This is a genomic window from Bradyrhizobium sp. AZCC 1678, from assembly GCF_036924765.1.
In the GTDB taxonomy this organism is placed as follows: Bacteria; Pseudomonadota; Alphaproteobacteria; order Rhizobiales; family Xanthobacteraceae; genus Bradyrhizobium; species Bradyrhizobium algeriense.
In genome coordinates this window covers 7,276,528-7,301,403 of record NZ_JAZHSE010000001.1, presented here as the reverse complement: position 1 = coordinate 7,301,403, position 24,876 = coordinate 7,276,528, and the positions used below count along the sequence as shown (strand labels likewise).

Here is a 24,876-nt window from a genome sequence, read left to right as displayed (position 1 = left end):
TTCGCGCGCCGTGGGGGTGGCGGGTACCGAGGCGGTGGAGGATTCCACGGCGGCGCCGTCCGAGCCGGAGGCGTTTACCGAGGTGGAGCCGTTCGTGCCGGTCGCGTAGGGCGGGTCGGATATGCCGGTTACCGGGGAGGGTATTATCCGCGTCGCGGATACGGTGCGGCGGCGGTGGGGGCCGCAGCGGTTGGTGCCGCGGCCTACGGTGCCTACGGCTCTTACAACAACTGCTACGACGCGTACGGCAACTATATCTGCGGCGGCCAGTATCGATACTGACACGCGCCGGGAGCCTGAGGCGGTCAATGCGCTACGTACTTTCCTTCTCCCACAAGGGGAGAAGGAAGGTCGCGCTCCATTCGCGAGTCGTGCCGCGAAAGCAGGGACCCACAACCATAATTGCTTACTGTGGATGGAAGGCGTCTACCGCATCGCTTAACCGAAGGGCCGCGGCATATGGGTCCCCGCGCCCGAGCGCAATTGCGCACTGGGCGGGGACGACCCGTTGCGGGATTCGTGCTAACTCCGCCTCACACCGCCAGCACGTTGTCGTCAATCTCGGCAATCGTGTTGACGCCGCACAATCCCATCGTCGTGAGCATTTCCTTGGCGATGATGTCGAGTGCCTTGGCGACGCCGGCCTGTCCGCCGGCTCCCAAGCCATAGACATAGGCACGGCCGATCATGCAGGATTTGGCGCCGAGCGCGAGCGCGCGCACCACGTCCTGGCCGGAGCGGATGCCGCCATCGAACATGATTTCCATCTTCGAGCCGACCGTGTCGACGATCTCGGGCAGCACCTCGATCGACGACGGCGCGCCGTCGAGCTGACGGCCGCCATGGTTGGACACCACCAGCGCCTGCGCGCCGGTTTTCGCAGCGAGCTCGGCGTCCTCGACGTCCAAAATGCCTTTGAGGATCAGCTTGCCGGGCCAGATCGAGCGGATCCAGTCGATGTCCTTCCAGTTCAGCGAGGTGTCGAACTGCGACGCCGTCCATTCCGACAATTTGGTGAGATCCTCGGTGCCTTTGACGTGGCCGACGATGTTGCCGAAGCTGCGGCGCTTGCCGCGCATCACGCCGGCGACCCATGACGGCTTGCTGGCGAAGTCGAGCAGTTTCGACAGCGACCATTCGGGCGGCACCGACATGCCGTTCTTGATGTCCTGGTGGCGCTGCCCGATCACCTGCAGGTCGACAGTCAACACCAGCGCCGAGCATTTCGCCGCGATCGCGCGTTCGATCAGCGACTTGATGAAGCCGCGGTCCTTCATCACGTAGAGCTGGAACCAGAACGGCTTGTCGACGCTGGCTGCGATATCCTCGATCGAACAGATCGACATCGTGCTCTGGGTGAAGGGAATGCCGGCGGCCTGGGCGGCGCGGCAGGCATGAATCTCGCCATCGCCATGCTGCATGCCGAGCAGGCCGACGGGAGCCAGGATCAGCGGCATTGCGGCGGGCTCGCCGAGGATCGTGGTGGAGAGGTCGCGCTTCGATACGTCGACCAGGATGCGCTGGCGGAACTTGATCTGCGCAAGATCCTCGGAATTGGCGCGCAGCGTATCCTCGGTATAGGAGCCGCGATCGGTATAGTCGAAGAAGGCCTTGGGAACGCGGCGCTTGTGCAGCTGGCGCAGATCTTCGATGCAGGTGATGTGTTTCATGGACGTCCCGGCCTTCTTGAATTCCTTCGTTGTGTTGTCATCTATCATGGTTGGTTGGGGAGCCAAATCGCATCTCGCGGCGCCATTGCCGAGGCAAGGACATGCCATGACCGGACCGCGCAAAGTTTCCAGTACCGACGCCGGCTCACAGGATCGCGCAGAAAAGCGCCGGTTGGACGAAGCCCTGGAGGAGGGGCTGGAGGAGACCTTTCCGGCCTCCGACCCGGTCAGTGTCACCCAGCCGCCGCCCTCGAAGGGCGACCATCACGTCAAGCGGCGGGACTAGCGCTTCGGTCCGACGCGGCCTGTTTTTAAAAATATCAAGTTATAACAATTAGTTATACATGAAAACGGTCGCGATGGCCGTAATGATTCATCATATTTTTTGAAGCCATTTTTGCAGCTGAGGGATTATAACGGCTGCACGCTACCATGGAGCGCGTTCGGGGATTCCTGGCTATTATGGCCTGAAGAAGCCCCGAAATGCTGGGGGTCACATGAGCCGCAAATATTTCGGTACCGACGGAATTCGGGGCCGCGCCAATGGATTGATCACGCCGGAGCTCGCGCTCAAGGTGGGGCAGGCGGCCGGCCTGGTGTTCCAGCGCGGCGAGCATCGCCACCGCGTCGTCATCGGCAAGGACACGCGTCTCTCCGGCTACATGATCGAATACGCCATGGTGGCCGGCTTCACCTCTGTCGGCATGGACGTGCTGCTGCTCGGCCCGATGCCGACGCCCGCGGTCGCGATGCTGACCAAGTCGATGCGCGCCGATCTCGGCGTGATGATTTCAGCTTCCCACAATCTGTTCGAGGACAACGGCATCAAGCTGTTCGGTCCGCAGGGCTTCAAGCTTTCCGACGATGTCGAAAAGCAGATCGAGCAGTTGCTCGACGAGCCGATCGACCGTCGCCTCGCGCAGAGCGCCAGCCTCGGGCGCGCCCGCCGTATCGACGGCGTTCATGACCGCTACATCGAATTCGCCAAGCGCACGCTGCCGCGCGAGCTCTCGCTCGACGGCCTGCGCGTCGTGATCGATTGCGCGCACGGCGCGGCCTACAAGGTGGTGCCGGAAGCGCTGTGGGAATTGGGCGCCGATGTCATCGCGATCGGCGTCGAACCCGATGGCTTCAACATCAACAAGGAATGCGGCTCGACCTCGCCGGAGGCGCTGGCGAAAAAGGTGCGCGAGATGCGCGCCGATATCGGCATCGCACTCGACGGCGACGCCGATCGCGTCATCCTGGTCGACGAACGCGGCCATGTCGTCGATGGCGACCAGTTGCTCGCGGTGATCGCGCAAAGCTGGAAGGAAGACGGCCGGCTCTCGAAGCCCGGCATCGTCGCCACCGTGATGTCGAATCTCGGGCTCGAACGTTTCCTCGAAGGGCAAGGCATCGGCATGGTGCGCACGCCGGTCGGCGACCGCTACGTGCTCGAGCAGATGCTCAAGCAGGGTTACAATCTCGGCGGCGAGCCTTCGGGCCATATCATCCTCTCCGACTACGCCACCACAGGCGACGGCTTCGTTGCTGCGCTGCAGGTGCTGGCCGTAGTGCAAAAACTTCGCCGGCCGGTGTCGGAGGTCTGCCGCCGTTTCGATCCGCTGCCGCAGATCCTGAAGAACGTACGCTACCGCAGCGGCAAGCCGCTCGACCATGCCGAGGTGAAATCGGCGATCATGGACGGCGAGAATCGCCTCAACGGCCACGGCCGGCTGCTGGTCCGTTCGTCCGGCACCGAGCCCGTGATCCGCGTGATGGGCGAGGGCGACGACCGCATCCTGGTCGAGGATGTCGTCGATCAGATCGTCACCGCGCTCGGTCACGCTGCGGCGGCATAAGCCAGCTTTATTTTGATGGTGCGCGATCGCTGATCGGTGGTGCGGCAACGCATCGCAGCCATAAGCTATTGATGCTGGTCGCGACCATGGCCCGGCCGTAGAACACGAGACATTGTCTGTCCGCGATTCTTTTCGGGAATGCGCCCTTGAACAAGCCGGTCATCGTCTCAGAGGAAACGCCAACCGCGCAGGTGGTCGTGCCTGACGCGGCGCCAGGCCTCGCCGTCAAGGCGGCTGTTGCGGGGCCGGCCTATGTCGTGCTGACCGGCATCAGCTTCTCGCATTTCCTCAACGACACCATGCAGTCGCTGATTGCCTCGGTCTATCCGATCCTGAAGGATGCTTACGCGCTGGACTACGGACAGATCGGCATGATCACGCTGGCGTTCCAGTTTACCGCATCGCTGCTGCAGCCGCTGGTCGGGCATTTTACCGACAAGAAGGCGCAGCCTTTCTCGCTCGCGATCGGCATGGGTTTTACGTTTTTCGGATTGCTGCTGCTCAGCGTCGCGCATCTCTATCCCATCATCCTGATCGCAGCCGCTCTGGTAGGCCTCGGCTCGGCGGTGTTTCATCCGGAGTCGGCGCGGATCGCGCGTCTCGCCTCGGGCGGGCGTTACGGATTCGCGCAATCGGTGTTTCAGCTCGGCGGCAGTTTTGGTACGTCGATGGGGCCGGTGCTGGCGGCGCTGATCGTGGTGCCGTTCGGTCAGCCCTCGATCGCCTGGTTTTCATCGATCGCGTTTCTGGCGATCGTGATCCTGTGGCGGATCGGCGTCTGGTACAAGCCGCAGATCGTGACGAAGAAATCGGCCGTGGTGGAACGCCATCCGGACCTGCCGGATTCGCGGCGCGTGAAAATAGCGCTCGCGGTGCTGGTCGCGCTGCTGTTCTCAAAACAGCTCTACGTGTCGAGCCTGTCGAGCTATTACATCTTCTATCTGATCGACAAGTTTCAAGTCTCGACCCAGGCGGCGCAGCTTTATCTATTCATCTTCCTTGCCGCCAACGCGGCGGGTGCGTTCTTCGGCGGGCCGCTCGGCGATCGCTTCGGCCGCAAATACATCATCTGGTTCTCCATCCTCGGCGCGCTGCCGTTCACGCTGGCGCTGCCATATGCGGGTCTCGTCGGCAGCGCCGTGCTGACAGTCTTCATCGGCCTCATCCTCTCGTCGGCAACGTCTTCGATCATCGTGTTCGCGCAAGAACTGATGCCGCACCGCTTCGGGATGATCTCGGGCGTATTCTTCGGCGTCGCCTTCGGCATCGGCGGACTTGGCGCGGCCGTGCTTGGCAAGCTCGCCGATCACACCGGGATCGCCTTTGTCTATCACCTCTGCGCGTTCCTGCCCGCGCTCGGCCTGCTCGCGGTGTTCCTGCCGAAGATGCCCAGGCATGTACGTTGAAGCACGCGCGCTGACGCGCCGACGCATTTCCGCGAGGCGAGGGCGCGGCTCACGACATCAACAAAGTCTTAATGGCGCAGCAACACATCGTTAGGATGTATGGCGGTTTCGTCTCGTTTGTCGTGTTGCAAATGCATCGTCACTCGACTCGCAAACGGCGCCGCGAAAAAAGTCAGAGATTGTCAACCTTAAAAATTAGGGTTAAGCGCCGCTTAAGCATTTAATGCCATCGTCCGTCCGTGAGTTTTTGAAGTGGGGCTCATCGCAGTCAGCCTCACCGGACAAAGGACGAAGCCCATGCGTAGCGTTAAGTCTTTCATTGCCGCCGGTGCGGCCACATTATTGTCCCAGGCGGCGTTTGCTGCCGACATGGCTATTGCGCCTCCTCCGGCATATGCGCCGGCGGTAGTCGAGGATTTCGGCGGCTGGTATCTGCGCGGCGACATCGGCTTCAGCAATCAGCGCGTCGGTCGGCTGAACAACCTGGATGACTCGACCCTTACCTCGTCGGTACAGACGAACAACTTCAACACCGCGGGCATCTTCGGCCTCGGCGTCGGTTACAAGGTCAACAACTGGTTCCGCGCCGACGTCACCGGTGAATACCGCGGCAACTCGCAGTTCCACGGCACCGACCGCATCACCTATGTGGGCGGCGTCGGCACCGACACCTATCGCGCCACCAAGAACGAGTGGGTCGTTCTCGCCAACGCCTATGTCGATCTCGGCACCTGGTGGTGCATCACCCCGTTCATCGGCGCCGGCGTCGGTGGCGCGCGGGTTGCGATCAACGGCTTCACCGATCAGAGCATCGCCAGCAATCCAGTGCAGCCGGGCCCCGCACTGGCGGGTCTGGCCTACGGAGACAGTGTTTCGAAGTGGAACTTGGCCTGGGCGGTTCACGCCGGTCTTGCCTACAAAGTCACGCCGAACTTCACCGTCGAACTCGCCTATCGCTATCTCGATATGGGCGACGGCCTGACCGGCGACCTCCGCACTTTCGACGGCAACAACTTTCGCAACAACCCGATGACGTTCAAGGACATCACCTCGCATGACCTGAAGCTCGGTGTGCGTTGGAATTTGGAAAATCCGCAGGTCTACGCGCCGCCGCCGCTGATCCGCAAAGGTTAATCGCGACTTCCATTCGTTAACGGTTGCCGAACGGCGCGGGAGTTTCCCGCGCCGTTTTGCTTTTGACGCATGCCGATGCGGATGTAGCGGCTGACGAAAAATGTTTGCCAGCTTTCCGACAAGATCTCGCCAATTAGATGCCGCGACAACGATTGGTTAAGGTTAACAGGCGATGATCGACGCAAGTTCAGAGTGTATGATGGAGCGTTGCGATGCGTCGATTGTTGCTGGTGGCTGTGATGTGCGGAGCGGCGAGTGTCGCCTCGGCGGCCGATATGCCGGACCTGCCGTTTCTCCGCGGCAGCTTCACCGAGGGGCTGAGCAGAGGCACCGTCAACTGGGGCGGCGCCTATGTCGGTGCCCACGCTTCTCACGGCGCGGCGGACATGGACTTCACCAATTCCGGACAGGACCTGCTCGCCAAGCTCTTGAACAATGTCGATATTGAATCGCAGTTCAACATCTCGAAGTGGCCGTTGCTCGGCAAGGCCCATATGCAGAACAGCGGCTATGGCGGGTTCATCGGTTATAATTGGCAGTGGACCGATGCCGTCGTCGCCATCGAACTGAACTATACCCATGGCAATTTCTTTGGAGCCAACGGCGGCTCGCAATCCCGCTCGTTTCAGTATCCGACCGATTACGTAACCACCGCTACCATCGCCTCGGCCGCCACGATGAAGGTCACCGATTACGGTTCGCTGCGGGTGCGCGGCGGATACGCGATTGACAACTTCCTGCCCTATGGATTTGCCGGCATTGCAATGGGGCAGGCGAATATCAACCGCTGGGCCACTTATTCCGCCAACTATCGATATGTCGGCTCGGCCATTCCAGCGCTTCCCGACTACTCGGGAAGTGGTGTCCTGACGGACAACGCCAACTCCCATTTCATCACCGGCTTTGCCGGCGGTGTCGGCGTCGACGTGATGCTGTACGCGGGCCTCTTCCTTCGCGCCGAGTGGGAGTATCTTCGGTTCACTTCGACTGTCGATACTACCATCAACACGGTCCGCGCCGGCCTCGGCTACAAGTTCTGATCTTCGCGGCGCCTCGACACGGCGCCGTTGACAGATCTGCCGCCGCCTGTTGCAGTGCGCCGTAACGAAGGGCGGCGCATGAAGGTCTACGGCGATACCAATTCCGGCAATTGCCTCAAGGTGAAGTGGGTGTGCGACCATCTCGCGCTGCCCTACACCTGGATAGCGGTCGACACCCTCAAGGGCGAGACGCGCACCGCGGAGTTCCTCAAGCTCAACGGCGCCGGCCAGGTGCCGACGATCGAACTCGACGACGGCCGCACGCTGGCGCAATCCAACGCCATCATCCGTTATCTCGCACGCGGTTCTCGTCTCATTCCGCAGGATGCGTTCGCGGAAGGAAAGATGGACGAGTGGCTGTTCTGGGAACAGTACAGCCATGAGCCGTATATCGCCGTATGCCGCTTCCAGATGTTCTATTTGAAGAAGCCGGTTTCCGATCTCGATCCCGACAAAGTCAAGCGCGGCTATGCGGCGCTGGCGCGGATGGAGCACCAGCTCGCCATCACGCCCTTCCTGGCCGGCGACGCCGTCACGCTCGCCGACATATCGCTGCTGGCCTATACCCGCGTCGCGCATGAAGGCGGCTTTCACCTCGACGGCTATGCCGCGGTGCGCCGCTGGATCGGCGAGACCGAAAAATTCCTTGTCTTGCCGCCGGCGCGCTGACCACACCGGAAATTGTCATGTCTGCCATCTCAGAGGTCACCATCCGTCGTACCCGTCGCGAGGATGTCGGCGTCATCGTCGCCATGCTGGCGGACGATCCGCTCGGCGGCGCCCGTGAGCGGATCGAAGACCCGCTGCCGCAATCCTACTTCACGGCGTTCGAGCAGCTCACGCGCGATCCGAATATCCTGCTCGTCGTCGCCGAGGACGGCGATGGCGCCGTGGTCGGCTGCCTGCAGCTCTGCATCCTGCCGGGGCTGAGTTCGCAGGGCGCCTCGCGCGGACTGATCGAGGATGTCCGCGTCGCCAAACACTGCCGTAGCCGCGGCATCGGCGAGCAGATGGTGCAATGGGCGGTTGTGGAAGCACGCGCGCGGGGATGCAAAGTGGTCGAACTGCTGACGCATCACACCCGCGTCGATGCGCAGCGATTCTACGAGCGGCTGGGCTTTGCGCGCAGCCATGTCGGCATGACTGTGCGATTTTGATACCCGTAGCGTTTTTGAGCGAAAGCCTGCCCCGGTTCGCGAAAAGAAAACGCGTCAGAACAAAGGTCAATTGCGGTTGAAGCTTATTTGCGACGAATGCCTGAGGTAGTCGTCAACTCTACGATCCGGTTAACAACCGATAAACTACGCGTGCGTCCGTGATTTTACGGACCGGAACGTCTCCGCTATGCCGACGTCTCCCATGGGGCTTTGGGCAGCTTGGGGATTTCCAATGAAAAGATATTCGATTGTCCGGATCGGAAGCGAATATGTCGTGCAGGCCGGAAAGACCAGCATTCTGAAGGTCTCGAGCCGGCGGGAGGCCGACAAGCTGATCACCGATGCCGCAGAACTCCTGCAGCAGGAGCCGGCTCCAGTCTCGGACGAGCATCCATCAATCGGGCATGAAGCTCCCGAACTTCCTTGACGATCGGGCGCGATTCCCTTAATGACCGCGGCGGGACACCTCCCCCCAACGGGAGGCTTACTATCTGGAAGGATAGATGATGACCGTAGCGAAGCCCGCTTCGCGGCCCAACGTGCCGCATTTTTCCTCCGGCCCCTGCGCCAAGCGCCCCGGCTGGAACCCCCAAAATCTCAAGGACGCAGCCCTCGGCCGCTCGCATCGCGCGAAGGTCGGCAAGGCAAAACTCAAGCTCGCGATCGAACTGACACGCGAAGTGCTTGAAGTGCCGGCCGATTACAAGATCGGCATCGTGCCGGCGTCCGATACCGGCGCGGTCGAAATGGCGCTGTGGTCGCTGCTCGGCGCGCGGCCCGTCACTACCATCGCCTGGGAATCCTTCGGCGAGGGCTGGGTCAGCGACATCGTCAAGGAATTGAAGCTGAAGGACGTCACCAAGCTGCATGCCGGCTATGGCGACCTTCCCGATCTTTCCAAGGCCGATCCGGCGTCCGACATCGTCTTCACCTGGAATGGCACGACGTCCGGCGTGCGCGTGCCCAACGCCGACTGGATCAGCGCGACCCGCGAAGGCCTCACGATCTGCGACGCGACGTCGGCTGCTTTCGCGCAGCCGCTCGATTTCGCAAAGCTCGATGTGGTGACGTTCTCCTGGCAGAAGGCGCTGGGCGGCGAGGCCGCGCACGGCATGCTGATCCTTTCGCCACGCGCGGTGGAGCGGCTCGAGACCTACAAGCCGGCCTGGCCGCTACCGAAGATTTTCCGCCTGACCAAGGGCGGCAAACTCAACCAGGGCATCTTCGAGGGCGAAACCATCAACACGCCATCGATGCTGTGCGTCGAGGATTATCTCGATGCGCTGAACTGGGCGAAATCGATCGGCGGCCTCAAGGCGCTGATCGCGCGCGCCGACGCCAACACCAAGGTGCTGGCCGACTGGAAGGCGAAGACGCCGTGGATCGATTTCTTGGCGAAGGAGCCGTCGATCCGCTCTAACACCTCGGTGTGCCTGAAGTTCACGGATCCTGCGATCACCTCGCTCAACGCGGACGCGCAGGCGGAGTTTTCCAAGAAGCTGGTTGCGCTGGTGGAGAAGGAAGCCGCCGGTTACGACTTCGCCTATTACCGCGATGCGCCGGCGGGCCTGCGGATCTGGTGCGGCGCCACCGTGGAAGCCTCCGACGTCGCGCTGCTGACGCAATGGATCGATTGGGCGTTCGCCGAGACCAGGGCAGCGCTGCCGAAGGCGGCTTGATCGTCACCCTCCCCTCGAGGGGGCCGAGACGAGCAAAGCTCGCTCGTGGGTCGACGTACCCGAAGGGTGCGTCGGGGTGGAGTGATCTCTCCACACCCGACGCACGCAGAGTTCGCAGCGACAGTTTCACCCCACCCCGGCGCTTCGCGCCGACCCTCCCCCTCCAGGGGAGGGTGTGAAGGATTACACCAATGTCCAAACCCAAAGTTCTCATTTCCGACGCGCTGTCTCCCGCTGCCGTGCAGATCTTCAAAGACCGCGGCGTCGAGGTCGACTTCCAGCCCAATCTCGGCAAGGACAAGGACAAGCTCGCCGAGATCATCGGCGACTACGACGGCCTTGCGATCCGCTCCGCGACGAAAGCGACCGCCAAGATCATCGAGAAAGCAAAGAAGCTGAAGGTGATCGGCCGCGCCGGCATCGGCGTCGACAATGTCGAGATACCGGCGGCGACCGCCAAGGGCATCATCGTGATGAACACGCCGTTCGGCAATTCGATCACGACCGCCGAGCATGCGATCACGCTGATGCTGGCGCTGGCGCGTGAAATTCCGCAGGCCGACGCCTCGACGCAGGCCGGCAAGTGGGAGAAGAACCGCTTCATGGGCGTCGAGATCACCGGCAAGACGCTGGGCGTGATCGGCTGCGGCAATATCGGCACGATCGCCGCCGACCGCGCGCTTGGCCTGCGCATGAAGGTGATCGCGTTCGACCCGTTCCTGTCGCCGGAGCGCGCCAAGGACATTGGCGTCGAGAAGGTCGAGCTCGACGAACTGCTCAAGCGCGCCGATTTCATCACGCTGCACACGCCGCTGACCGAGAAGACCAGGAACATCATCGACGCGGCGGCGATCGCCAAGATGAAGAAGGGCGTGCGCATCATCAACTGCGCGCGCGGCGGCCTGGTCGACGAGCAGGCGCTGCTCGACGCGCTGAATTCCAAGCATGTCGCAGGCGCCGCCTTCGACGTGTTCGTCGAGGAGCCCGCCACCAAGAACGTGTTGTTCGGCCATCCCAACGTGATCTGCACGCCGCATCTCGGCGCTTCCACCACGGAAGCGCAGGAGAACGTGGCGCTGCAGGTTGCCGAGCAGATGTCGGATTATCTCTTGACCGGCGCGATCTCGAACGCGGTGAACTTCCCCTCGATCACGGCCGAAGAAGCGCCGAAGCTGAAACCGTTCATCGAGCTCGCCGAAAAGCTCGGCTCGTTCGCGGGCCAGCTCACCGAGAGCGGAATTTTGAAAGTCCAGATCACCTATGAGGGACATGTCGCCGAGATGAAGATCAAGGCGATCACCTCGGCGGTGCTGTCGGGCCTGCTGCGGCCGATGCTGGGCGACGTCAACGTGGTCTCCGCGCCGGTCGTCGCGAAGGAGCGTGGCATGGTGGTCGACGAAATCGTGCGCGCGGCACAGAGCGACTATGAAAGCCTGATCACGGTCACCGTCACCACCGAGCGGCAGGAACGCTCGGTGTCCGGCACCGTCTATCACGACGGCAAGCCGCGGCTGGTCGACATCAAGGGTATCCGGGTCGATGCCGAGTTCGGCAAGTCGATGATCTACGTTACGAACGAGGATAAGCCGGGCTTCATCGGCAGCTTCGCCGGCCTGCTCGGCGCGGCCCAGATCAACATCGCGACCTTCCATCTCGGCCGCACCAAGCAGGGCGGCGACGCCATCGCGCTGGTCGAGATCGACGGGCCGGTCCCGGCGGACGTGCTGAGCAAGGTGCAAGCCTTGCCCCAGGTGAAGCAGGCCAAGGCGCTGGTGTTCTAACCGCGCATCGCTCTTTCCCTTCGGTGAGGGGATTGCTTATCCTTCGCCGCGGTCCCGCCGCGGCGAAGCCACATGGAAATCTCGATCGAACCAGTTTCTCCCTCGCTGCGTCTCATGACCGGGAGTGGTGGTGGGCGTTGTTGCGCGTCGCCATCCGGCGAACGGTTCAGGAGGGTATCCATGCGATTGATTGCGAACGTTTTTTCTACGACGAGCCTCGTCTTGCTCACGGCGCTCGGCGCGGGTGAGGTGCGGGCGGCTGAGTTGGCCGCCAGTTCGGCGGTCGATGCCGTCACCGTCTATCCCGATGGCGCCAGCGTCACGCGGATTATCTCGCTCGATCTGCCGGCGGGCGAGAATTTCGCCGTTCTCAAGGATTTTCCGCTCGCGCTGGATCCGTCATCGCTCAGGGTCGAGGGCGAAGCCGGCGCAAAACTCACGATCGGCGCGATCGACGCAAAACCGCCGCGCGCGGCGCCGCCGGTCAACCTGCCCGAACTCGACAAGCGCATCGAGGCGCTGAAGGACGAGCGCGCCAACTTGCAAGGCGCGATCGATGCCGCGACCGCGCGGCGCAAATTCGCCGAGCGATTTGCGGATACCTCTCCGACCGGCATCGGCGACAAGGGTGAGGCGCGGCCGATTTCCGAATGGCGCGCGGCCTTTGCCGCGGTCGGCGATGAAATCGCCAGCGCCGACGCCGCGATCCGCGACGCCGGGCGCAAGCAGCGCGAGCTCGACCGCGAAATCGCGCGTCTCGAGCAGGACCGGGCGCAGAAGCCGCCGAGCAGACTGGAAGTCCGGATCGAGCTCGCGGCAGCCGCCGCGACGAAAGCGACGCTGCGCGTGACTTATGCCGTGCGCAACGCGCGCTGGACGCCGCTCTACGACGCCCGTCTCGACACCGGCGCCAAGGACCGCAAGCCTGCGCTCGAACTGGTGCGCCGCGCCGAAATCACCCAAAACACCGGCGAGGATTGGTCCAATGTCGCGCTCAGCGTCTCGACCGTGCGCACCGCGCGCGGCGGCAACGTGCCCGACCTGAAGTCGCTCGTCGTTCAATACCCGCAAGTACCGCGCCCGGTGGCCGCGGGCTCCGTATCGGATACTGCGATGAACTTGGCTGCGCCAGCTCCGGAGAGGTCGAGGCAGTTCCGCGCTAGCGGGGGGAAAGCCGAGGAGCCGGTGATGGAGAAGGCGGCCGAGCAACAGGCCGCGGCTGACGTCAGCGGCTTCCAGGTGGTGTTCAAGATTCCCGGTCGCGTCAGCCTCGGCGCCAGCGAAGGCGCCAAGAGCCTGCGCGTCTCCACCGCGACCATCGCGCCCGATCTCGCCGTGCGCGCGGCGCCGGTGCTGGATCCGACCGCGTTCCTGGAAGCAAGTTTCAAGCAGACCGAGGACGCGCCATTGCTGCCCGGCCGGGTTTCGATCTATCGCGACGGTGTCTTCGTCGGCCGCGGGCTGATGGCCGCCGCCAGCAAGGATGAAACCGTTCGGCTCGGGTTTGGCGCCGACGACAAGATCAAGATCGAGCGCACCGTCGTCAAACGCAACGAGGGCTCGGCCGGCCTGATCGTGACGACGTCGAAGACCGATGAACGCGCGTTCAAGACCAATGTGCGCAACGGCCATGATTTCCCGATCCGGATCGCGATCGAGGATCAGTTGCCGGTCAGCGAGAACGAGGACATCGTGGTCGAGATGTTGCCGTCGACGACAGCGCCGACCGCGAGCAACATCCGCGACAGGCGCGGTGTGCTGGAATGGGCTTTTGAGGCGAAGGCGGGCGAGGTCAGGGACATCAACTTCGCCTGGCGGATACGCTGGCCGAAGGACAAGGGCGTGGTGATGGTGCCGGCGGGGTAGGGCGCTCTGTGCTTATGCGGCAGTGCTCGCCACGGACTTCTCCCTCTCCCCGTTCTTCACGGGGAGAGGGAGAAGGGGCAGCGTCACTTCGCCTTCAGGAACTCACCCACTTCCAACAGCACGAACTCATTGTCGTCGGCCTTATTCGGATCGCGGCTCGACGAGAACGGCAAATTGTTGTCGTTGCCGACGATGATATGGGTGTCGTCGACGCGGTCGACGTTCTCGATGGTGAAGAACGGGAACGTCAAGACGGCGTCGTTGAGCGGCTTGCGCGCCTTCTTGTCGGGATCCTTGATCTTCATCAGGTCGATATAGGCGATCTTGCGCACCGGCTTGCCGACATTGGCGTCGGAGAATTCTACCTTGTAGACGCGCTTGAATTTGGCGAGGTCGGGGAAACAGTTTTCGCCGCGTTGACCCTGCGGGCAGGCCTTGTCCGCGGTGCCTTCGCCGTTGTCGCGCTCGATGATCAGGCCGCTTGACGCGTCGATCATGTTGAAGTCGCCGATGGCGTTGCCGTTCTGCTCGAACGCATAGTGCCAGTAGCGGCCGGTAAATTTTCCGGCGGCAACGTCGAATTCGAGAATCCGCGAGGCTTCCTTGCCGTCGACCTTTTCAAAATCCTTCTTCTCGGTATCCCACAGCGGGCCTTCCAGCAGGCCGTAGAGGAACTTGCCGTCCTTCGACGCGGCAAAACCTTCATAGCCCTTGGAGCGGCGCAGATTGACCGTGGTGTAGCTCGCGCCGGGTGCGCCCGGCGACTGCACCGACCAATGGTCGGGCGAGCGCACCGGCTTGCCGTCAGCCATGGTGTCGAACACGGCCAGGATCTTGCCCATCCTGTCGGCCTTCAGCACATACGGCCCGAACTCGTCGCCGATCCAGAAAGTGTCGCCGATGATCTGAAAGCCTTCGGTGTCGAAGTCGGCGCCGGTGAAATAACGTTTTGCGGTGTCCTCATGCAGGATGCGGAACGGCACCTTCCTGTCGGGATCGTGCAGGAAGATGGTTTCCTGCCGCTCGATCTTGCCGGTCGCCCAGTCGATCTTGTGGCGGTTGAGATAGAGCATCGAGTCGGCCGAGTTGTAGCGCGAGCCCATGCCGTTGTCGGTGAGCACCCAGAACGAACCGTCCGGCATCACCTTGATGCCGGAATGGCCCTGCAGCGGCTGGCCCTTGAACGGCAGCGATACGCCGGTCGGCCGCTCGTAGGATTTGCCCATCACGCTGCCGACGGTGTCGACGCGCTTGCCGGTGGTGTATTTGCCGGTGGTTTTGAGATCGTCAGGCGCGTCCGTGGGCGCATCGATGAAGCTCTGCGCCGGCAGCACGGCGTGGCCCTTCAGCGTGGCGGGAAACTCCCCTTCGCCTTGGGCGAAGGCGGCGCTGGCCAGAAATATCGACGCGACGGAGCAGAGCAATGACACGCGCATGGCGGACCTCCTGTGAATGATGGCGCGCTGTGTCTTGCGGAGCGGCTGTTACAGTTGGCTGACAGTTCTGTGAAGAACCTGTAACGCCGTTGGATAAGCCTTGCGGCGTTATGCCGTCACAGCGTTTTCCAGCGAAGCGGGCCCCGGTTCGCGTCAAGAAAACGCGTCAAAACAAAAACCTAGAGCCGGTTCTGATTCAATCAGAACCGGGCTCTAGGGCGGGCCTGCGGGCCGCATGGTTTGCGGCAGCAGGAACGGCACGCCCTGATCGGTGTAGTCGATCGTGACGTCTACCTCAAAAATCCGGCGGATGGTCTCGGCCGTGATCGCGTCAGTGCGGCCGCCGTCGACGGCGAGCTTGCCGCGATGCAGCAGCACGATCCGGTCGGCGAAACGCATCGCCAGATTGAGGTCGTGCAGCACGGCGATGACAGCCGTGCCATTCTGAGCGCGCCCTCTTGCCGTCTCCACCAGATCGATCTGGTGGCGCATGTCGAGGCTGGAGGTCGGCTCGTCCAGCAGCAGCAGGCCGGGGCCGTGCTGTTGTTCGCCGCAGGCGAGCTGCACCAGAACGCGGGCAAAATGCGCGCGTTGCTGCTCGCCGCCGGAGAGCGTCGGCAATTGCCGGTGACTGAAATGCGTGAGTCCGACCTCGTCGAGAGCGGCATCGACCAGCCGTTGCGCGGCGGCGCGGCCGGTGTCGCCTGCGCCCATATGGACGATCTCCTCGACCGTGAACGGGAAGGTGACGTTGACATGCTGCGACAGCATCGTGCGGTGATAAGCGAGCTGTCGCGGTGGATAGAGATGGATCTCGCGCTGCTTCAATTTGATCTGCCCGCGCGTCGGGCGGAGATCGCCGGACAGCATCCGCAGCAGGGTCGATTTGCCGGCGCCGTTGGGGCCAACGATCGCGACCATCTCGCCGGCTGCAATTTTCAGATCGATGCCGTCGACCAGCGTGGCGCCCCCGACCACCATCGAGATCGATTGCGCTTCGAGAATCGCGGTCATAGCGAAACCAGCCCGCGCTGGCGCAACAGCATGCCTAAGAAGAACGGCGCACCGATCGCCGCCGTCAGGATGCCGATCGGCATTTCCGCGGGCGCCACGATGGTGCGGGCTAGCGCATCGGCGCCCACCAGCAGCACCGCACCGAATAGCATCGAGGCCGGCAGCAGCAGCCGGTGCGCTGGGCCAATTAACAGCCGCAAAAGATGCGGCACCACGATGCCGACAAAGCCGACGACGCCGCAGACCGAGACCGCAACGCCCGTCATTGCCGACACCAGCACGATCGAAATCCGCTTCAAGCGTTCGACATCGACGCCGCTGTGAAACGCCTCGGCCTCGCCCAATACCAGCACATCGAGCCCGCGCGCGATCGAGACGCAGGCGATCAAGGCGAGCCCCAGCACCGGCGCCAGCGTGGCGAGCTTGGGCCAGGTTGCGCCGCTCAGCGAGCCCAGCATCCAGAACGTGATGTCGCGCAACTGGCGATCGTCGGCGATGAACACGAGTAACCCGACGCCGGCATTGGCGATGGCGGCAATCGCAATTCCCGCCAGCAGAAAGATCGCAATCGACGTCCGTCCCGAGCGGCTGGCGATGGAGTAGAGGATGATCGTCGTTGCCAGCGAACCGATAAAGGCTGCGAGCGGCAACAATTGATTCTGCATAAAGTGGAGGCTCTGGCCGAACCGGCTGTCGGTGAATACGATCGCCGCGGCGGCCGCGAACGCGCCGCCGGAGGAAACGCCGACGAGGGCAGGATCGGCCAGAGGATTGCGAAACAGCCCCTGCATGATCGCGCCGGATGCCGCGAGCAGAGCGCCCACCATCGCCGCCGCAGCAATCCTCGGAATCCGGATCGACCACAGCACGAGTTGGTCGCGCGCGAGCGTTGGACCGGGGACGGCGTCAGCCCACAGCCCGAGCGCGGCCGGCAGCCGCGCCAGCGGAATGCCGGCGGCGCCCATGGTGAGTGCGACCAGCGCCGCACCGGCAAGTGCCGCCAACAGACAGAGGAGGGTCAGCGAAGCAGGAGGGCGCAACGCGTATCCGCTGCGGCGCTTCGCCCGTTCCGTGCTGTCGGATAGCGCCGTCACTGCCGGCAGTTTGCGGAGAGTGCCGCCGGCTTGAATTTCTCGGCCTGCGGCGCCAGCGCCGGATACAGCTTGATCGAGAGATCGCGTGCGGCTGCCGCCGTGCGCGGCCCGAAGCCGAGCAGATAGAGGCCTTCCATGGAGATGAAGCTCTTGTTGGCCGCGACGGGGGTCAGCGCAAAGGCGGGATGGACGTATACGGCTTCGGCGTCCACCGAGTCCTTGCCGCGCTGGATCGACAGTACCACGTCGGGCTTTGCAGCCACGATCGCCTCGTCATTGATGATCTTGTAGCCGTCATAGCCATCAATCGCGTTGACGGCGCCGGCCATCGCGATGATTTCGTTGGCGGCGGTCTTCTGGCCCGCGGCCATCGCCCGGCCGTTCAGCAGTGACATCACGAACATCACGCGCACCGGCTTGGTCACCTTGGCGCGCAGCTCGCGCAATTGCGAAAGATCGCCGGTGACGACTTCCGTCAGGCATTCGGCCCGCTTGTCCGCACCCATCGCGTGGCCGACCAGCTTGATCTTGTCGATCAGGCCCTGTTCGGAAAAGGTTTCGGGCACCAGCACCAGCGGCACGTTGGCCGCCTCCAGCACGTCCATGGTTTCCTTCGGCCCGGACCCCTGTACCGCGAGCACCAGCGAGGGATTGAGCCCGAGCACGCCCTCGGCCGAAAGCTGCCGCATGTAGCCGACATTCGGTTTGTCGCGCAGCGCCGCGGGCGGATAGAAGCTGGTGGAGTCCACGCCGGTGAGGCGGTCCTCGAAGCCCAGCGCGTAGAGGATTTCGGTGATCGCGCCGCCGATCGAGACGATCCGCGCGGGATCTGAGATCGTGACGTCGCGGTTGCGGGCATCATGCACCGTAATGCCTGCGGCGAGCGCGACGTTGCCGAGCAGGAAGCAGCCCGCGGCGGCCGACAGTGCGAGCATGCGACATAATGTCATTGCCGGTTCACCTGGTTCACTTGGTCAGGATCAGCTTGTTCTGCGACGTCAGCCGCAGGCGATAATTGTCCTCGCCGTGCGCGATGATGATTTCGCGCTCGGTCGCGAACAGCTCGCGGCTGTCGATCCGGCTGCCGTTCATGGTGAGAAGGCGTCTCGCAGACGGCGGATTTTCGGCATGTTTTCCGGCGCCTCCGACATTGTCTCCTGAAGGTGCCGCCATAATTGCTGTGGTGTCCCAATGTTCCCGACTAGCTGCTTGTATAATTTGATCGACGCGCAATCCAACTGCTGCACTTTACAATCGATATAAAGTGCGCCGTGCCGTCATTGACCAGTTCCGCAACGCGGCGTAACCAAGATCAACGCGATACGAGCGGGGGTGCCCGGTCGCGAAAATCGTTAGCCAGCAAGCAGCCGCGCATCACCGCGGCGCCCGCCAGCCAAACCCAAGAGAAACAACAGGTTGGGGCAGTATGGCTTTCGGGGTCAGGCATTCGCGCGCCTTGGTTTTGGGCGCGTCGGCATTTTCGTTCGCATTGATGTCGTCGAGCGCAGCGTTCACGCAGGCGCTCGAAGCGGAGGCCGTCACGCGCTCTCCCGAGCAGAAGAAACAGAAGCAGGCCAAGCGCCAGCAAGCCAAGCCGCAGCAGGATACGCAGGCGCCGGCGCCGGTCATGAACGCGCGGGCGCAGATCGGCGCCGTGCCGGTGCAGTCGCTCGATGCGATCACGGTGGCGGCGTCGAAGACCGAGGAGCGCGCCATCGACGCGCTGGCGCCGGTCAGCGTGGTCACGCTGGAGCAGATCCAGGGCCTGCAGCCGAACCGGCTGTCCGGCATCCTCTACCAAATACCTGGCGTGTCGGTCCAGGAGCGCGGCGACGATCCCTCGACCGTCATCAACATCCGCGGCCTGCAGGATTTCGGCCGCGTCGCGGTCGTCGTCGACGGCGCGCGGCAGAACTACCAGCGCACCGGCCACAACGCCAACGGCTCGTTTTTTCTCGATCCCGAGCTAGTCGGCAGCGTCGATGTGGTGCGCGGCCCGACCGCGAACATCTACGGCTCCGGCGCGATCGGCGGCGTGGTCTCGTTCCGCACCAAGGACATCGATGACGTGGTGCGCCCCGGCGAGCGCTGGGGCGTCGACATGACCGGCTCCGGCGGCACCAACAGTGCTCGCGGCCTCGGATCGATCTTCGGCGGCGTCCGCGCCGATCCCAATGTCGATGTTTTCGGCGGCGCGGTCTACCGCACGCAGGGCAACTACAAGGACGGCAACGGCACCGAGATCGGCAATACCGGCAACGAGATCGCGGCCGGCCTGATGAAGCTGACCGTGCGCCCCGCCGATGGCCATGAGATCAAGTTCGGCGCCATATTCCAGGATTATCAGTACAGCATCGGCCAGTTCAATCGCGGGCCGACGACGACCGCTGCACTGCGCGCGCTGAACCAGGGATCGTCGGTCTATGCGTCCGATGCCAAGAACTACACGGGGACAGTCACCTGGAAATACAGCAAGCCGGATGACAATCTCTGGGACTGGAATATGTCGCTCTACGGTAACCGCACCGACAATGACCAGATCAAGACCGCCCACCTCAGCACGACGCCCTCGACCTATTGCGGCGGCGGCTTCGGCAACAACGTTTCCGGCTGCGTGGGTGACAAGCGAGGCTACGTGCTCGATACGCTCGGGATCGACGTCTACAATACGACGCGGTTCAATGTCGGCGACTGGCGCAACGCGGTCACGATCGGGGTCGATGCATTTCAGGATGACGTGAGAACCTCCGACAGCCGCGGCAATTCCAACATTACCACACCCGGCGGCCTGCGCACCGTGTCTGGCGGATTCGCGCAGTTGAAGCAGAACTATTCGACCTGGTTCGAGGCCGTCAGCGCCATCCGCTACGACCGCTACGACCTTCATTCGCCGACGGTGGCGACCGGTGGCGGCGGCGACCGCTTCTCACCGAAGATCACCATCGGTGTGACGCCGGTGGCGGGCTTCACGCCCTATGTCAGCTATGCCGAAGGCTATCGTGCGCCCTCGATCACGGAAACGCTGATTGCCGGCGAACACGCGACCGGCGGCGGCCCTCCGTTCTTCCCCTGCCCGGGTGGTACGGTCGGATTGTTCTGCTTCCTGCCGAATCCGAACCTGCGGCCGGAGGTCGGCAAGAACAAGGAAGTCGGCATCAACCTGAAGTATGACAACATCTTCAACGCCGGTGATAGCTTCCGTGGCAAGATCAACGTGTTCCGCAACGATGTCTCTGATTACATCGATCTCGTTGGATCGACGCCGCGGCCGCCCATCCTCTTCGCTACCCCGGGACTTTTCAGCCAGTTCTATCAGTACCAGAACATCACACAGGCCCGGATCGAAGGCATAGAGGTGGAGACGCTGTATGATGCCGGCCCGTGGTATGTCGGCGTCGCCGGCCACTTGATGCGCGGCAAGAACGTCGCGACCAATATTGGCCTTGCAACCATCACGCCGCGCAAGATCACCACGACCGGCGGCGTGCGGCTGCTCGACCGCAGGCTGATCCTGGCGGCGCAATGGTCCTCGTTCGGCCCCAACAACGACGTGCCGGCGGGCTATCTGCCCGCAACCGGCTATGAACTGGTCAATCTGTACCTGACCTGGAACGCGACCAAGGACATTGTCTTCTCGGCATCGATCGACAATTTGTTGAACCAGTACTACCGGCCCTATGCGATCCCCGGCAGTTCCACCGACGGCACCTCGCAGAACGACGTGTTGTGGTCGAGCCCCGGACCGGGCAGGGTCTATAAGGCCGGATTGAAGATTCACTTTGGCGGAGTTTAGTTCGACGAGCTGACAACGCGATCAAGTTGCACCGGGCCGCGCTGATGCTCCAGCGCGGCTGCGGCGCGTCCATGTTTCCAACCAACTCAAACGGTACGCCAGGCGCACCCCAGCACCCCAGCAAGGAGATTTTGAAATGTTTATCGCGATGAACCGGTTCCAGGTAAAGATTGGCTCTGAAGCGGCCTTCGAAAATGTCTGGCGCACGCGCGAATCCTACCTCAGCAGCATGGCCGGCTTCGTCGAGTTTCATCTGCTGAAGGGACCCGTCGCCGAGGATCACACACTGTATTCCTCGCATACGGTCTGGGCCGACAAGGCTGCCTTCGAAGCCTGGACCAAATCAGACGAGTTCCGCCGGGCCCACGCCCGCGCCGACAACAAGACCGGCGAAAGCCTCTATCTCGGCCATCCCAAGTTCGAGGGATTCGACGTGATCCTGAGCGAGCGTAAGTCCAGCGCCGCCGCGTAAGGGGAGGGTGCGATGTCGAGCACGGACCTTGCCGGCCTCAAGGCCCACATGGCGGAGAACCCAGGCGCTGTCATCGAGGACGTGGCGCGGGAGCGGAAAGTGAGCCCGCGCGCCGTCCTGGAGGCGATGCCTGAATCGATGGTGCGCATCGGCGCCGGCGGCGAGTTTGGCGCTGCCATGAACGATGTCGCGCAATGGGGCGAGGTGACGCTGATCGTCCATACCGACGATGCGATCTTCGAGTTCACGGGCGCGATCCCGGCGGGCGAGGTCGGCCGCGGCTACTTCAACCTGATGCAGCCGAAGGGCCTGCACGGCCATCTTCGCTACGAGCGCTGTGCGGCAATCGCCTTTGTCGAGCGGCCCTTCATGGGCAAGTCGTCGGCGTTCATCGCGTTCATCAACGTGGACGGCGGCATCATGTTCAAGGTGTTCGTCGGCCGCGACGAGACGCGCGCGCTGCGCGCCGACCAGTTGCAACGCTTTCATGCGTTGGCCGAAAGGATCGCGACCGCCCGCGCGGCGTAGCCGATCCGCATTGTCAGTCCGGGAGGTGGCCATGCAGCGAACAATGCTGAACGTTATGATCCGTTGGTGTAGCGCGGCCGGCGTGGCCGCCTTCCCGAGTGCGGCGTTCGCCGCCACCGACATCGCGTTGCTGCCGCGCAACCTCTCACCCTGGAACATGTTCCTGAATGCGGACGTGGTAGTGCAGGCTGTCATGGCGGGCCTGGCCTTCGCCTCGCTGGTGACGTGGACAATCTGGCTAGCCAAGACCATTGAGGTCCGCCGCAAGACGGCGACGGCGCGGCGGCGGCTGAGCATGCTGGAAGCCGACACGGTGCTGGCCAAGGCTGAACAGGAAACCCGCGAGGGCCGCGATGCCGTGGCGCAGATCATCCAGTCCGCGGCGCGCGAGGCCAGCCTTTCCGGCGGTCATTTCGACGACGGACTCAAGGAGCGGGTGGCGCTGCGGCTGGAGCGGGTCGAGGCCGCTATGTCCCGACAGATCGCGCGCGGCACTGGCGTGCTCGCCACCATCGGCGCCACCGCACCGTTCGTCGGCCTGTTCGGCACGGTCTGGGGCATCATGAATTCGTTCATCGGCATTTCCGAAGCCAAGACCACCAACCTCGCGGTGGTCGCGCCAGGCATCGCGGAAGCGCTGCTCGCGACCGCGCTCGGCCTCGTCGCGGCGATCCCGGCGGTCGTGATCTACAACCATCTCACCCGCACCATCGCAGCCCATCGCGCACTGCTCGGCGATGCCTCGGCGATGGTGCTGCTCCTGATCAGCCGCGAAGGCGACCGCGGGTCGTTCCGGCTCGCGCGCGCTGCGGAGTAAGGCAATGGGCGCGAAACTCGGTCAGGCACTCGGCGGACGATCGCGCGGCGGCGATGACCTTGTCGAGAATCACGAGATCAACGTCACGCCGTTCATCGACGTGATGCTGGTGCTCCTGATCATTTTTATGGTCGCGGCCCCGCTCGCAACCGTCGATCTGGGCGTCAATCTCCCCGCCAGCGCCGTCGAGCCGTCGCCACGGCCCGACAAGCCTGTATTCGTCACTGTCAAGCCGGACCTGTCGGTAGCGGTAGGCGAGGACGTGATCGCACGCGATACGTTGACCGCCACTCTCGACGCCGCCACCAAGGGCGACAAGAACGAGCGCATTTTTTTGCGCGCCGACAAGGTCGTCAGCTATGGCGATTTGATGGAGGTGATGAACCTCCTGCGCAACGCCGGCTATCTCAAGATCGCGCTGGTCGGCCTCGACGGAAGAAGCTAGTGCCGTGAACGCCTTCGCGCTTCATGATGTTTCCGACCAAGCCGTATTGCGCCGTTGGGGCGCGTCGGCCGTGGCGATCCTTGCCGTCCATGCCGCCTTGATCGCGATCGGCATGAACTGGATGCGACCACAGCCGGAGCCGGGAGTCACCCTGCCGGCGATCATGGTGGACATGGCGCCGGTATCAGCGGCGCCGCAATCGACGCCGCTGGAGCGCGCCCCGGATCAGTTGATGGATCAGGCCGACGCCTCGCCGCCCGAACCGGTCAAGCAGCAGGAGGTGGTCGAAGAGCAGATCGCGCCCACTCCGCCGCAGGAGAACCCGGAGGTGGTGGCGCCGCCCGAGCAGAAGGTGGAACTGAAGCCGGCGACCGAGCCCGCCAAGCCCGTCCCTGAAGCAAAGCCGACGCCAGTCAAACCAAAAGTCGTCCGCCCCGAGGCGAAGAAGCCGAGCGACTCGACGCCTGCGCCGCGCACTGCGGCGCCGCCGCGCGTTGAACGTCAGGCACAAGCCGCCTCCGCGGCCAGCGCGGGCGCAACCGCCTTGGCGGTCGCGACCTATAATCAGCGCGTCCGTGCGCATCTGATGCGCTTCCACCAGTACCCGTCGGGGGCCAACCGCCAGCCCGGCGTAGCGAGACTGTCTTTCACACTCAGCCGCAGCGGGCAGGTAGCTGGAGGCCGGCTTGCTGGATCATCTGGTGTCACCGCGCTCGACGCTCAGGCCATGTCAATGCTTCGCCAAGCCTCGCCGTTTCCGCCGTTTCCGCCGGAAATTACGCAGGGCTCGATAGGCTTCAACATTCCAGTAATTTTTACCGTCCCCAGATAGCAGGAACCGCTTATTCCTTCACCGCGCCGGTCAGCGACGACACGTAGTAATCCACGAACAGCGAATAAAACAGCGCGACCGGCAGCGATCCGAGCAGCGAGCCCGCCATCAGCGCGCCCCACTGGTAGACGTCGCCGGTGACGAGCTCGGTCAGGATCGCGACCGGCACCGTCTTGTTGGCGCCGCTCTGGATGAAGGCCAGCGCGTAGATGAACTCGTTCCACGACAGCGTGAAGGAGAAGATGCCGGCCGAGATCAGGCCGGGCACGGCGAGCGGCAGCGTGATCCGCCGCAGGATCTGCAGGCGCGTCGCGCCGTCAACCAGCGCGCATTCCTCCAGCTCATACGGGATCGACTTGAAATAGCCGATCAGCAACCAGGTGCAGAACGGCACCAGGAACGTCGGATACACCAGGATCAGCGCCATCGGCGAGTCGAACAGGCCGAACTGCACGATCACGGTGGCCAGCGGAATGAACAGGATCGAGGGCGGCACCAGATAGGCGAGATAGATGCCGAGCCCCACGTAGGGGCTGCCGCGGAAGCGCAGGCGCTCGATCGCGTAGGCAGCGAGCGTCGAGGCGAACAGCGACAGGAACGTGGAGCCGATCGCCACCAACATCGTGGTTTTGAGCCAGGTCGGATAGGCGGTGTTGAACAGCAGATGCTTGATATGGGCGAGCGTCGGCGAGGAGATCCAGAACGGATTGTGCTCCTTGTAGTTCAGAAGCTCGGCGTTCGGCTTGAACGACGTGATCGCCATCCAGTAGAACGGGAACAGCAGGATCAGCACGAAGCACGACAGCGGCAGATAGATCATCATCACCCGCCGCGCGCGGGAATCCCACGCCATGGTGTCCGGCGTGGC

Annotated in this window: 24 protein-coding genes; 17 read left to right on the top strand and 7 right to left on the bottom strand. The window is 63.2% G+C overall.

Features of this window, described 5'->3' with window-relative positions:
• Positions 1 to 533: 533 nt before the first annotated feature.
• Entirely contained in the window at positions 534 to 1,670 is a 1,137-nt protein-coding gene (locus V1294_RS34730) for an alpha-hydroxy acid oxidase (protein WP_334503642.1), read from the bottom strand.
• Positions 1,671 to 1,776: 106 nt separating this feature from the next.
• Between V1294_RS34730 and V1294_RS34725 the strand changes: the two genes are divergently transcribed.
• The 11 genes from V1294_RS34725 (at position 1,777) to V1294_RS34675 (ending at position 13,577) form a co-directional block, all read left to right on the top strand.
• Entirely contained in the window at positions 1,777 to 1,956 is a 180-nt protein-coding gene (locus V1294_RS34725; protein ID WP_108521486.1) for a hypothetical protein, read from the top strand.
• Positions 1,957 to 2,167: 211 nt separating this feature from the next.
• Entirely contained in the window at positions 2,168 to 3,514 is a 1,347-nt protein-coding gene (glmM, locus tag V1294_RS34720; protein ID WP_108521483.1) for a phosphoglucosamine mutase, read from the top strand.
• 146 nt (positions 3,515 to 3,660) lie between these two features.
• On the top strand, positions 3,661 to 4,920 hold the full coding sequence (locus tag V1294_RS34715) for an MFS transporter (protein WP_334503640.1): 1,260 nt from the start codon (positions 3,661 to 3,663) through the stop codon (positions 4,918 to 4,920).
• 297 nt (positions 4,921 to 5,217) lie between these two features.
• Positions 5,218 to 6,054: an outer membrane protein gene (locus tag V1294_RS34710; RefSeq protein WP_334503638.1), complete on the top strand. Its 837-nt coding sequence runs from the start codon at positions 5,218 to 5,220 to the stop codon at positions 6,052 to 6,054.
• A gap of 212 nt (positions 6,055 to 6,266) precedes the next feature.
• Positions 6,267 to 7,094, top strand: a complete 828-nt coding sequence (locus V1294_RS34705; RefSeq protein WP_334503636.1) for an outer membrane protein — start codon at positions 6,267 to 6,269, stop codon at positions 7,092 to 7,094.
• Between the two features lie 78 nt (positions 7,095 to 7,172).
• A complete protein-coding gene (locus tag V1294_RS34700; RefSeq protein ID WP_334503633.1) occupies positions 7,173 to 7,763 on the top strand; it encodes a glutathione S-transferase family protein in 591 nt (196 codons plus the stop codon).
• A gap of 17 nt (positions 7,764 to 7,780) precedes the next feature.
• Positions 7,781 to 8,251, top strand: coding sequence for a GNAT family N-acetyltransferase (locus tag V1294_RS34695; RefSeq protein ID WP_334503631.1), 471 nt, complete (start codon positions 7,781 to 7,783; stop codon positions 8,249 to 8,251).
• A 232-nt stretch (positions 8,252 to 8,483) separates the two neighbouring features.
• Positions 8,484 to 8,678, top strand: a complete 195-nt coding sequence (locus tag V1294_RS34690) for a hypothetical protein (protein WP_334485038.1) — start codon at positions 8,484 to 8,486, stop codon at positions 8,676 to 8,678.
• Positions 8,679 to 8,757: 79 nt separating this feature from the next.
• Positions 8,758 to 9,930 (top strand): phosphoserine transaminase, encoded by a 1,173-nt coding sequence (locus V1294_RS34685; protein WP_334504941.1) that lies wholly within the window; start codon positions 8,758 to 8,760, stop codon positions 9,928 to 9,930.
• Between the two features lie 191 nt (positions 9,931 to 10,121).
• Positions 10,122 to 11,711, top strand: coding sequence for a phosphoglycerate dehydrogenase (gene serA / locus V1294_RS34680; RefSeq protein WP_334503628.1), 1,590 nt, complete (start codon positions 10,122 to 10,124; stop codon positions 11,709 to 11,711).
• Positions 11,712 to 11,891: 180 nt separating this feature from the next.
• Positions 11,892 to 13,577: a mucoidy inhibitor MuiA family protein gene (locus tag V1294_RS34675; protein ID WP_334503626.1), complete on the top strand. Its 1,686-nt coding sequence runs from the start codon at positions 11,892 to 11,894 to the stop codon at positions 13,575 to 13,577.
• A gap of 83 nt (positions 13,578 to 13,660) precedes the next feature.
• Here V1294_RS34675 and V1294_RS34670 read toward each other — a convergent pair whose 3' ends face one another.
• From V1294_RS34670 to V1294_RS34650, 5 genes are all read right to left on the bottom strand, one after another.
• Positions 13,661 to 15,013 carry an esterase-like activity of phytase family protein gene (locus V1294_RS34670; RefSeq protein WP_334503624.1) on the bottom strand — a complete coding sequence of 451 codons (1,353 nt, stop codon included), beginning with the start codon at positions 15,011 to 15,013 and terminating at the stop codon, positions 13,661 to 13,663.
• A gap of 213 nt (positions 15,014 to 15,226) precedes the next feature.
• On the bottom strand, positions 15,227 to 16,027 hold the full coding sequence (locus V1294_RS34665) for a heme ABC transporter ATP-binding protein (RefSeq protein ID WP_334503622.1): 801 nt from the start codon (positions 16,025 to 16,027) through the stop codon (positions 15,227 to 15,229).
• Complete coding sequence (locus tag V1294_RS34660) at positions 16,024 to 17,067, bottom strand: FecCD family ABC transporter permease (RefSeq protein WP_334503620.1); 1,044 nt, start codon at positions 17,065 to 17,067, stop codon at positions 16,024 to 16,026. The genes V1294_RS34665 and V1294_RS34660 overlap by 4 nt, the downstream gene beginning before the upstream one ends.
• A 50-nt stretch (positions 17,068 to 17,117) precedes the next feature.
• A complete protein-coding gene (locus tag V1294_RS34655; RefSeq protein WP_334503618.1) occupies positions 17,118 to 18,071 on the bottom strand; it encodes a heme/hemin ABC transporter substrate-binding protein in 954 nt (317 codons plus the stop codon).
• Positions 18,072 to 18,087: 16 nt separating this feature from the next.
• Positions 18,088 to 18,294 (bottom strand): hemin uptake protein HemP, encoded by a 207-nt coding sequence (locus V1294_RS34650; protein WP_244608552.1) that lies wholly within the window; start codon positions 18,292 to 18,294, stop codon positions 18,088 to 18,090.
• 319 nt (positions 18,295 to 18,613) lie between these two features.
• Between V1294_RS34650 and V1294_RS34645 the strand changes: the two genes are divergently transcribed.
• The 6 genes from V1294_RS34645 (at position 18,614) to V1294_RS34620 (ending at position 24,008) form a co-directional block, all read left to right on the top strand.
• Positions 18,614 to 20,914: a TonB-dependent hemoglobin/transferrin/lactoferrin family receptor gene (locus V1294_RS34645; protein WP_442895405.1), complete on the top strand. Its 2,301-nt coding sequence runs from the start codon at positions 18,614 to 18,616 to the stop codon at positions 20,912 to 20,914.
• 136 nt (positions 20,915 to 21,050) lie between these two features.
• Complete coding sequence (locus V1294_RS34640) at positions 21,051 to 21,386, top strand: antibiotic biosynthesis monooxygenase family protein (RefSeq protein WP_334503614.1); 336 nt, start codon at positions 21,051 to 21,053, stop codon at positions 21,384 to 21,386.
• A gap of 12 nt (positions 21,387 to 21,398) precedes the next feature.
• Entirely contained in the window at positions 21,399 to 21,914 is a 516-nt protein-coding gene (gene hutX, locus V1294_RS34635) for a heme utilization cystosolic carrier protein HutX (RefSeq protein WP_334503612.1), read from the top strand.
• A gap of 43 nt (positions 21,915 to 21,957) precedes the next feature.
• Positions 21,958 to 22,731, top strand: coding sequence for a tonB-system energizer ExbB (exbB, locus tag V1294_RS34630; RefSeq protein WP_442895474.1), 774 nt, complete (start codon positions 21,958 to 21,960; stop codon positions 22,729 to 22,731).
• Between the two features lie 4 nt (positions 22,732 to 22,735).
• Positions 22,736 to 23,176 carry a TonB system transport protein ExbD gene (gene exbD / locus V1294_RS34625; protein ID WP_334503610.1) on the top strand — a complete coding sequence of 147 codons (441 nt, stop codon included), beginning with the start codon at positions 22,736 to 22,738 and terminating at the stop codon, positions 23,174 to 23,176.
• 4 nt (positions 23,177 to 23,180) lie between these two features.
• A complete protein-coding gene (locus V1294_RS34620) occupies positions 23,181 to 24,008 on the top strand; it encodes an energy transducer TonB (protein ID WP_334485015.1) in 828 nt (275 codons plus the stop codon).
• A gap of 10 nt (positions 24,009 to 24,018) precedes the next feature.
• Here the strand turns inward: V1294_RS34620 and V1294_RS34615 are convergent, their stop codons facing one another.
• Positions 24,019 to 24,861 (bottom strand): carbohydrate ABC transporter permease, encoded by an 843-nt coding sequence (locus V1294_RS34615; RefSeq protein WP_417021284.1) that lies wholly within the window; start codon positions 24,859 to 24,861, stop codon positions 24,019 to 24,021.
• Between the last annotated feature and the right edge of the window lie 15 nt (positions 24,862 to 24,876).

Excerpts from the sequence above, each read along its gene's own strand:
- V1294_RS34650 (WP_244608552.1), bottom strand. The coding sequence starts at position 18,294 with ATGGCGGCACCTTCAGGAGACAATGTCGGAGGCGCCGGAAAACATGCC.
- V1294_RS34695 (WP_334503631.1), top strand. The coding sequence starts at position 7,781 with ATGTCTGCCATCTCAGAGGTCACCATCCGTCGTACCCGTCGCGAGGAT.
- V1294_RS34640 (WP_334503614.1), top strand. The coding sequence starts at position 21,051 with ATGTTTATCGCGATGAACCGGTTCCAGGTAAAGATTGGCTCTGAAGCG.
- exbD (WP_334503610.1), top strand. The coding sequence starts at position 22,736 with ATGGGCGCGAAACTCGGTCAGGCACTCGGCGGACGATCGCGCGGCGGC.
- V1294_RS34730 (WP_334503642.1), bottom strand. The coding sequence starts at position 1,670 with ATGAAACACATCACCTGCATCGAAGATCTGCGCCAGCTGCACAAGCGC.
- V1294_RS34710 (WP_334503638.1), top strand. The coding sequence starts at position 5,218 with ATGCGTAGCGTTAAGTCTTTCATTGCCGCCGGTGCGGCCACATTATTG.
- V1294_RS34725 (WP_108521486.1), top strand. The coding sequence starts at position 1,777 with ATGACCGGACCGCGCAAAGTTTCCAGTACCGACGCCGGCTCACAGGAT.
- exbB (WP_442895474.1), top strand. The coding sequence starts at position 21,958 with ATGCTGAACGTTATGATCCGTTGGTGTAGCGCGGCCGGCGTGGCCGCC.
- V1294_RS34705 (WP_334503636.1), top strand. The coding sequence starts at position 6,267 with ATGCGTCGATTGTTGCTGGTGGCTGTGATGTGCGGAGCGGCGAGTGTC.
- serA (WP_334503628.1), top strand. The coding sequence starts at position 10,122 with ATGTCCAAACCCAAAGTTCTCATTTCCGACGCGCTGTCTCCCGCTGCC.
- V1294_RS34645 (WP_442895405.1), top strand. The coding sequence starts at position 18,614 with ATGTCGTCGAGCGCAGCGTTCACGCAGGCGCTCGAAGCGGAGGCCGTC.
- V1294_RS34670 (WP_334503624.1), bottom strand. The coding sequence starts at position 15,013 with ATGCGCGTGTCATTGCTCTGCTCCGTCGCGTCGATATTTCTGGCCAGC.
- V1294_RS34675 (WP_334503626.1), top strand. The coding sequence starts at position 11,892 with ATGCGATTGATTGCGAACGTTTTTTCTACGACGAGCCTCGTCTTGCTC.
- glmM (WP_108521483.1), top strand. The coding sequence starts at position 2,168 with ATGAGCCGCAAATATTTCGGTACCGACGGAATTCGGGGCCGCGCCAAT.
- V1294_RS34615 (WP_417021284.1), bottom strand. The coding sequence starts at position 24,861 with ATGGCGTGGGATTCCCGCGCGCGGCGGGTGATGATGATCTATCTGCCG.
- V1294_RS34700 (WP_334503633.1), top strand. The coding sequence starts at position 7,173 with ATGAAGGTCTACGGCGATACCAATTCCGGCAATTGCCTCAAGGTGAAG.
- V1294_RS34665 (WP_334503622.1), bottom strand. The coding sequence starts at position 16,027 with ATGACCGCGATTCTCGAAGCGCAATCGATCTCGATGGTGGTCGGGGGC.
- V1294_RS34655 (WP_334503618.1), bottom strand. The coding sequence starts at position 18,071 with ATGACATTATGTCGCATGCTCGCACTGTCGGCCGCCGCGGGCTGCTTC.
- V1294_RS34690 (WP_334485038.1), top strand. The coding sequence starts at position 8,484 with ATGAAAAGATATTCGATTGTCCGGATCGGAAGCGAATATGTCGTGCAG.
- hutX (WP_334503612.1), top strand. The coding sequence starts at position 21,399 with ATGTCGAGCACGGACCTTGCCGGCCTCAAGGCCCACATGGCGGAGAAC.
- V1294_RS34685 (WP_334504941.1), top strand. The coding sequence starts at position 8,758 with ATGACCGTAGCGAAGCCCGCTTCGCGGCCCAACGTGCCGCATTTTTCC.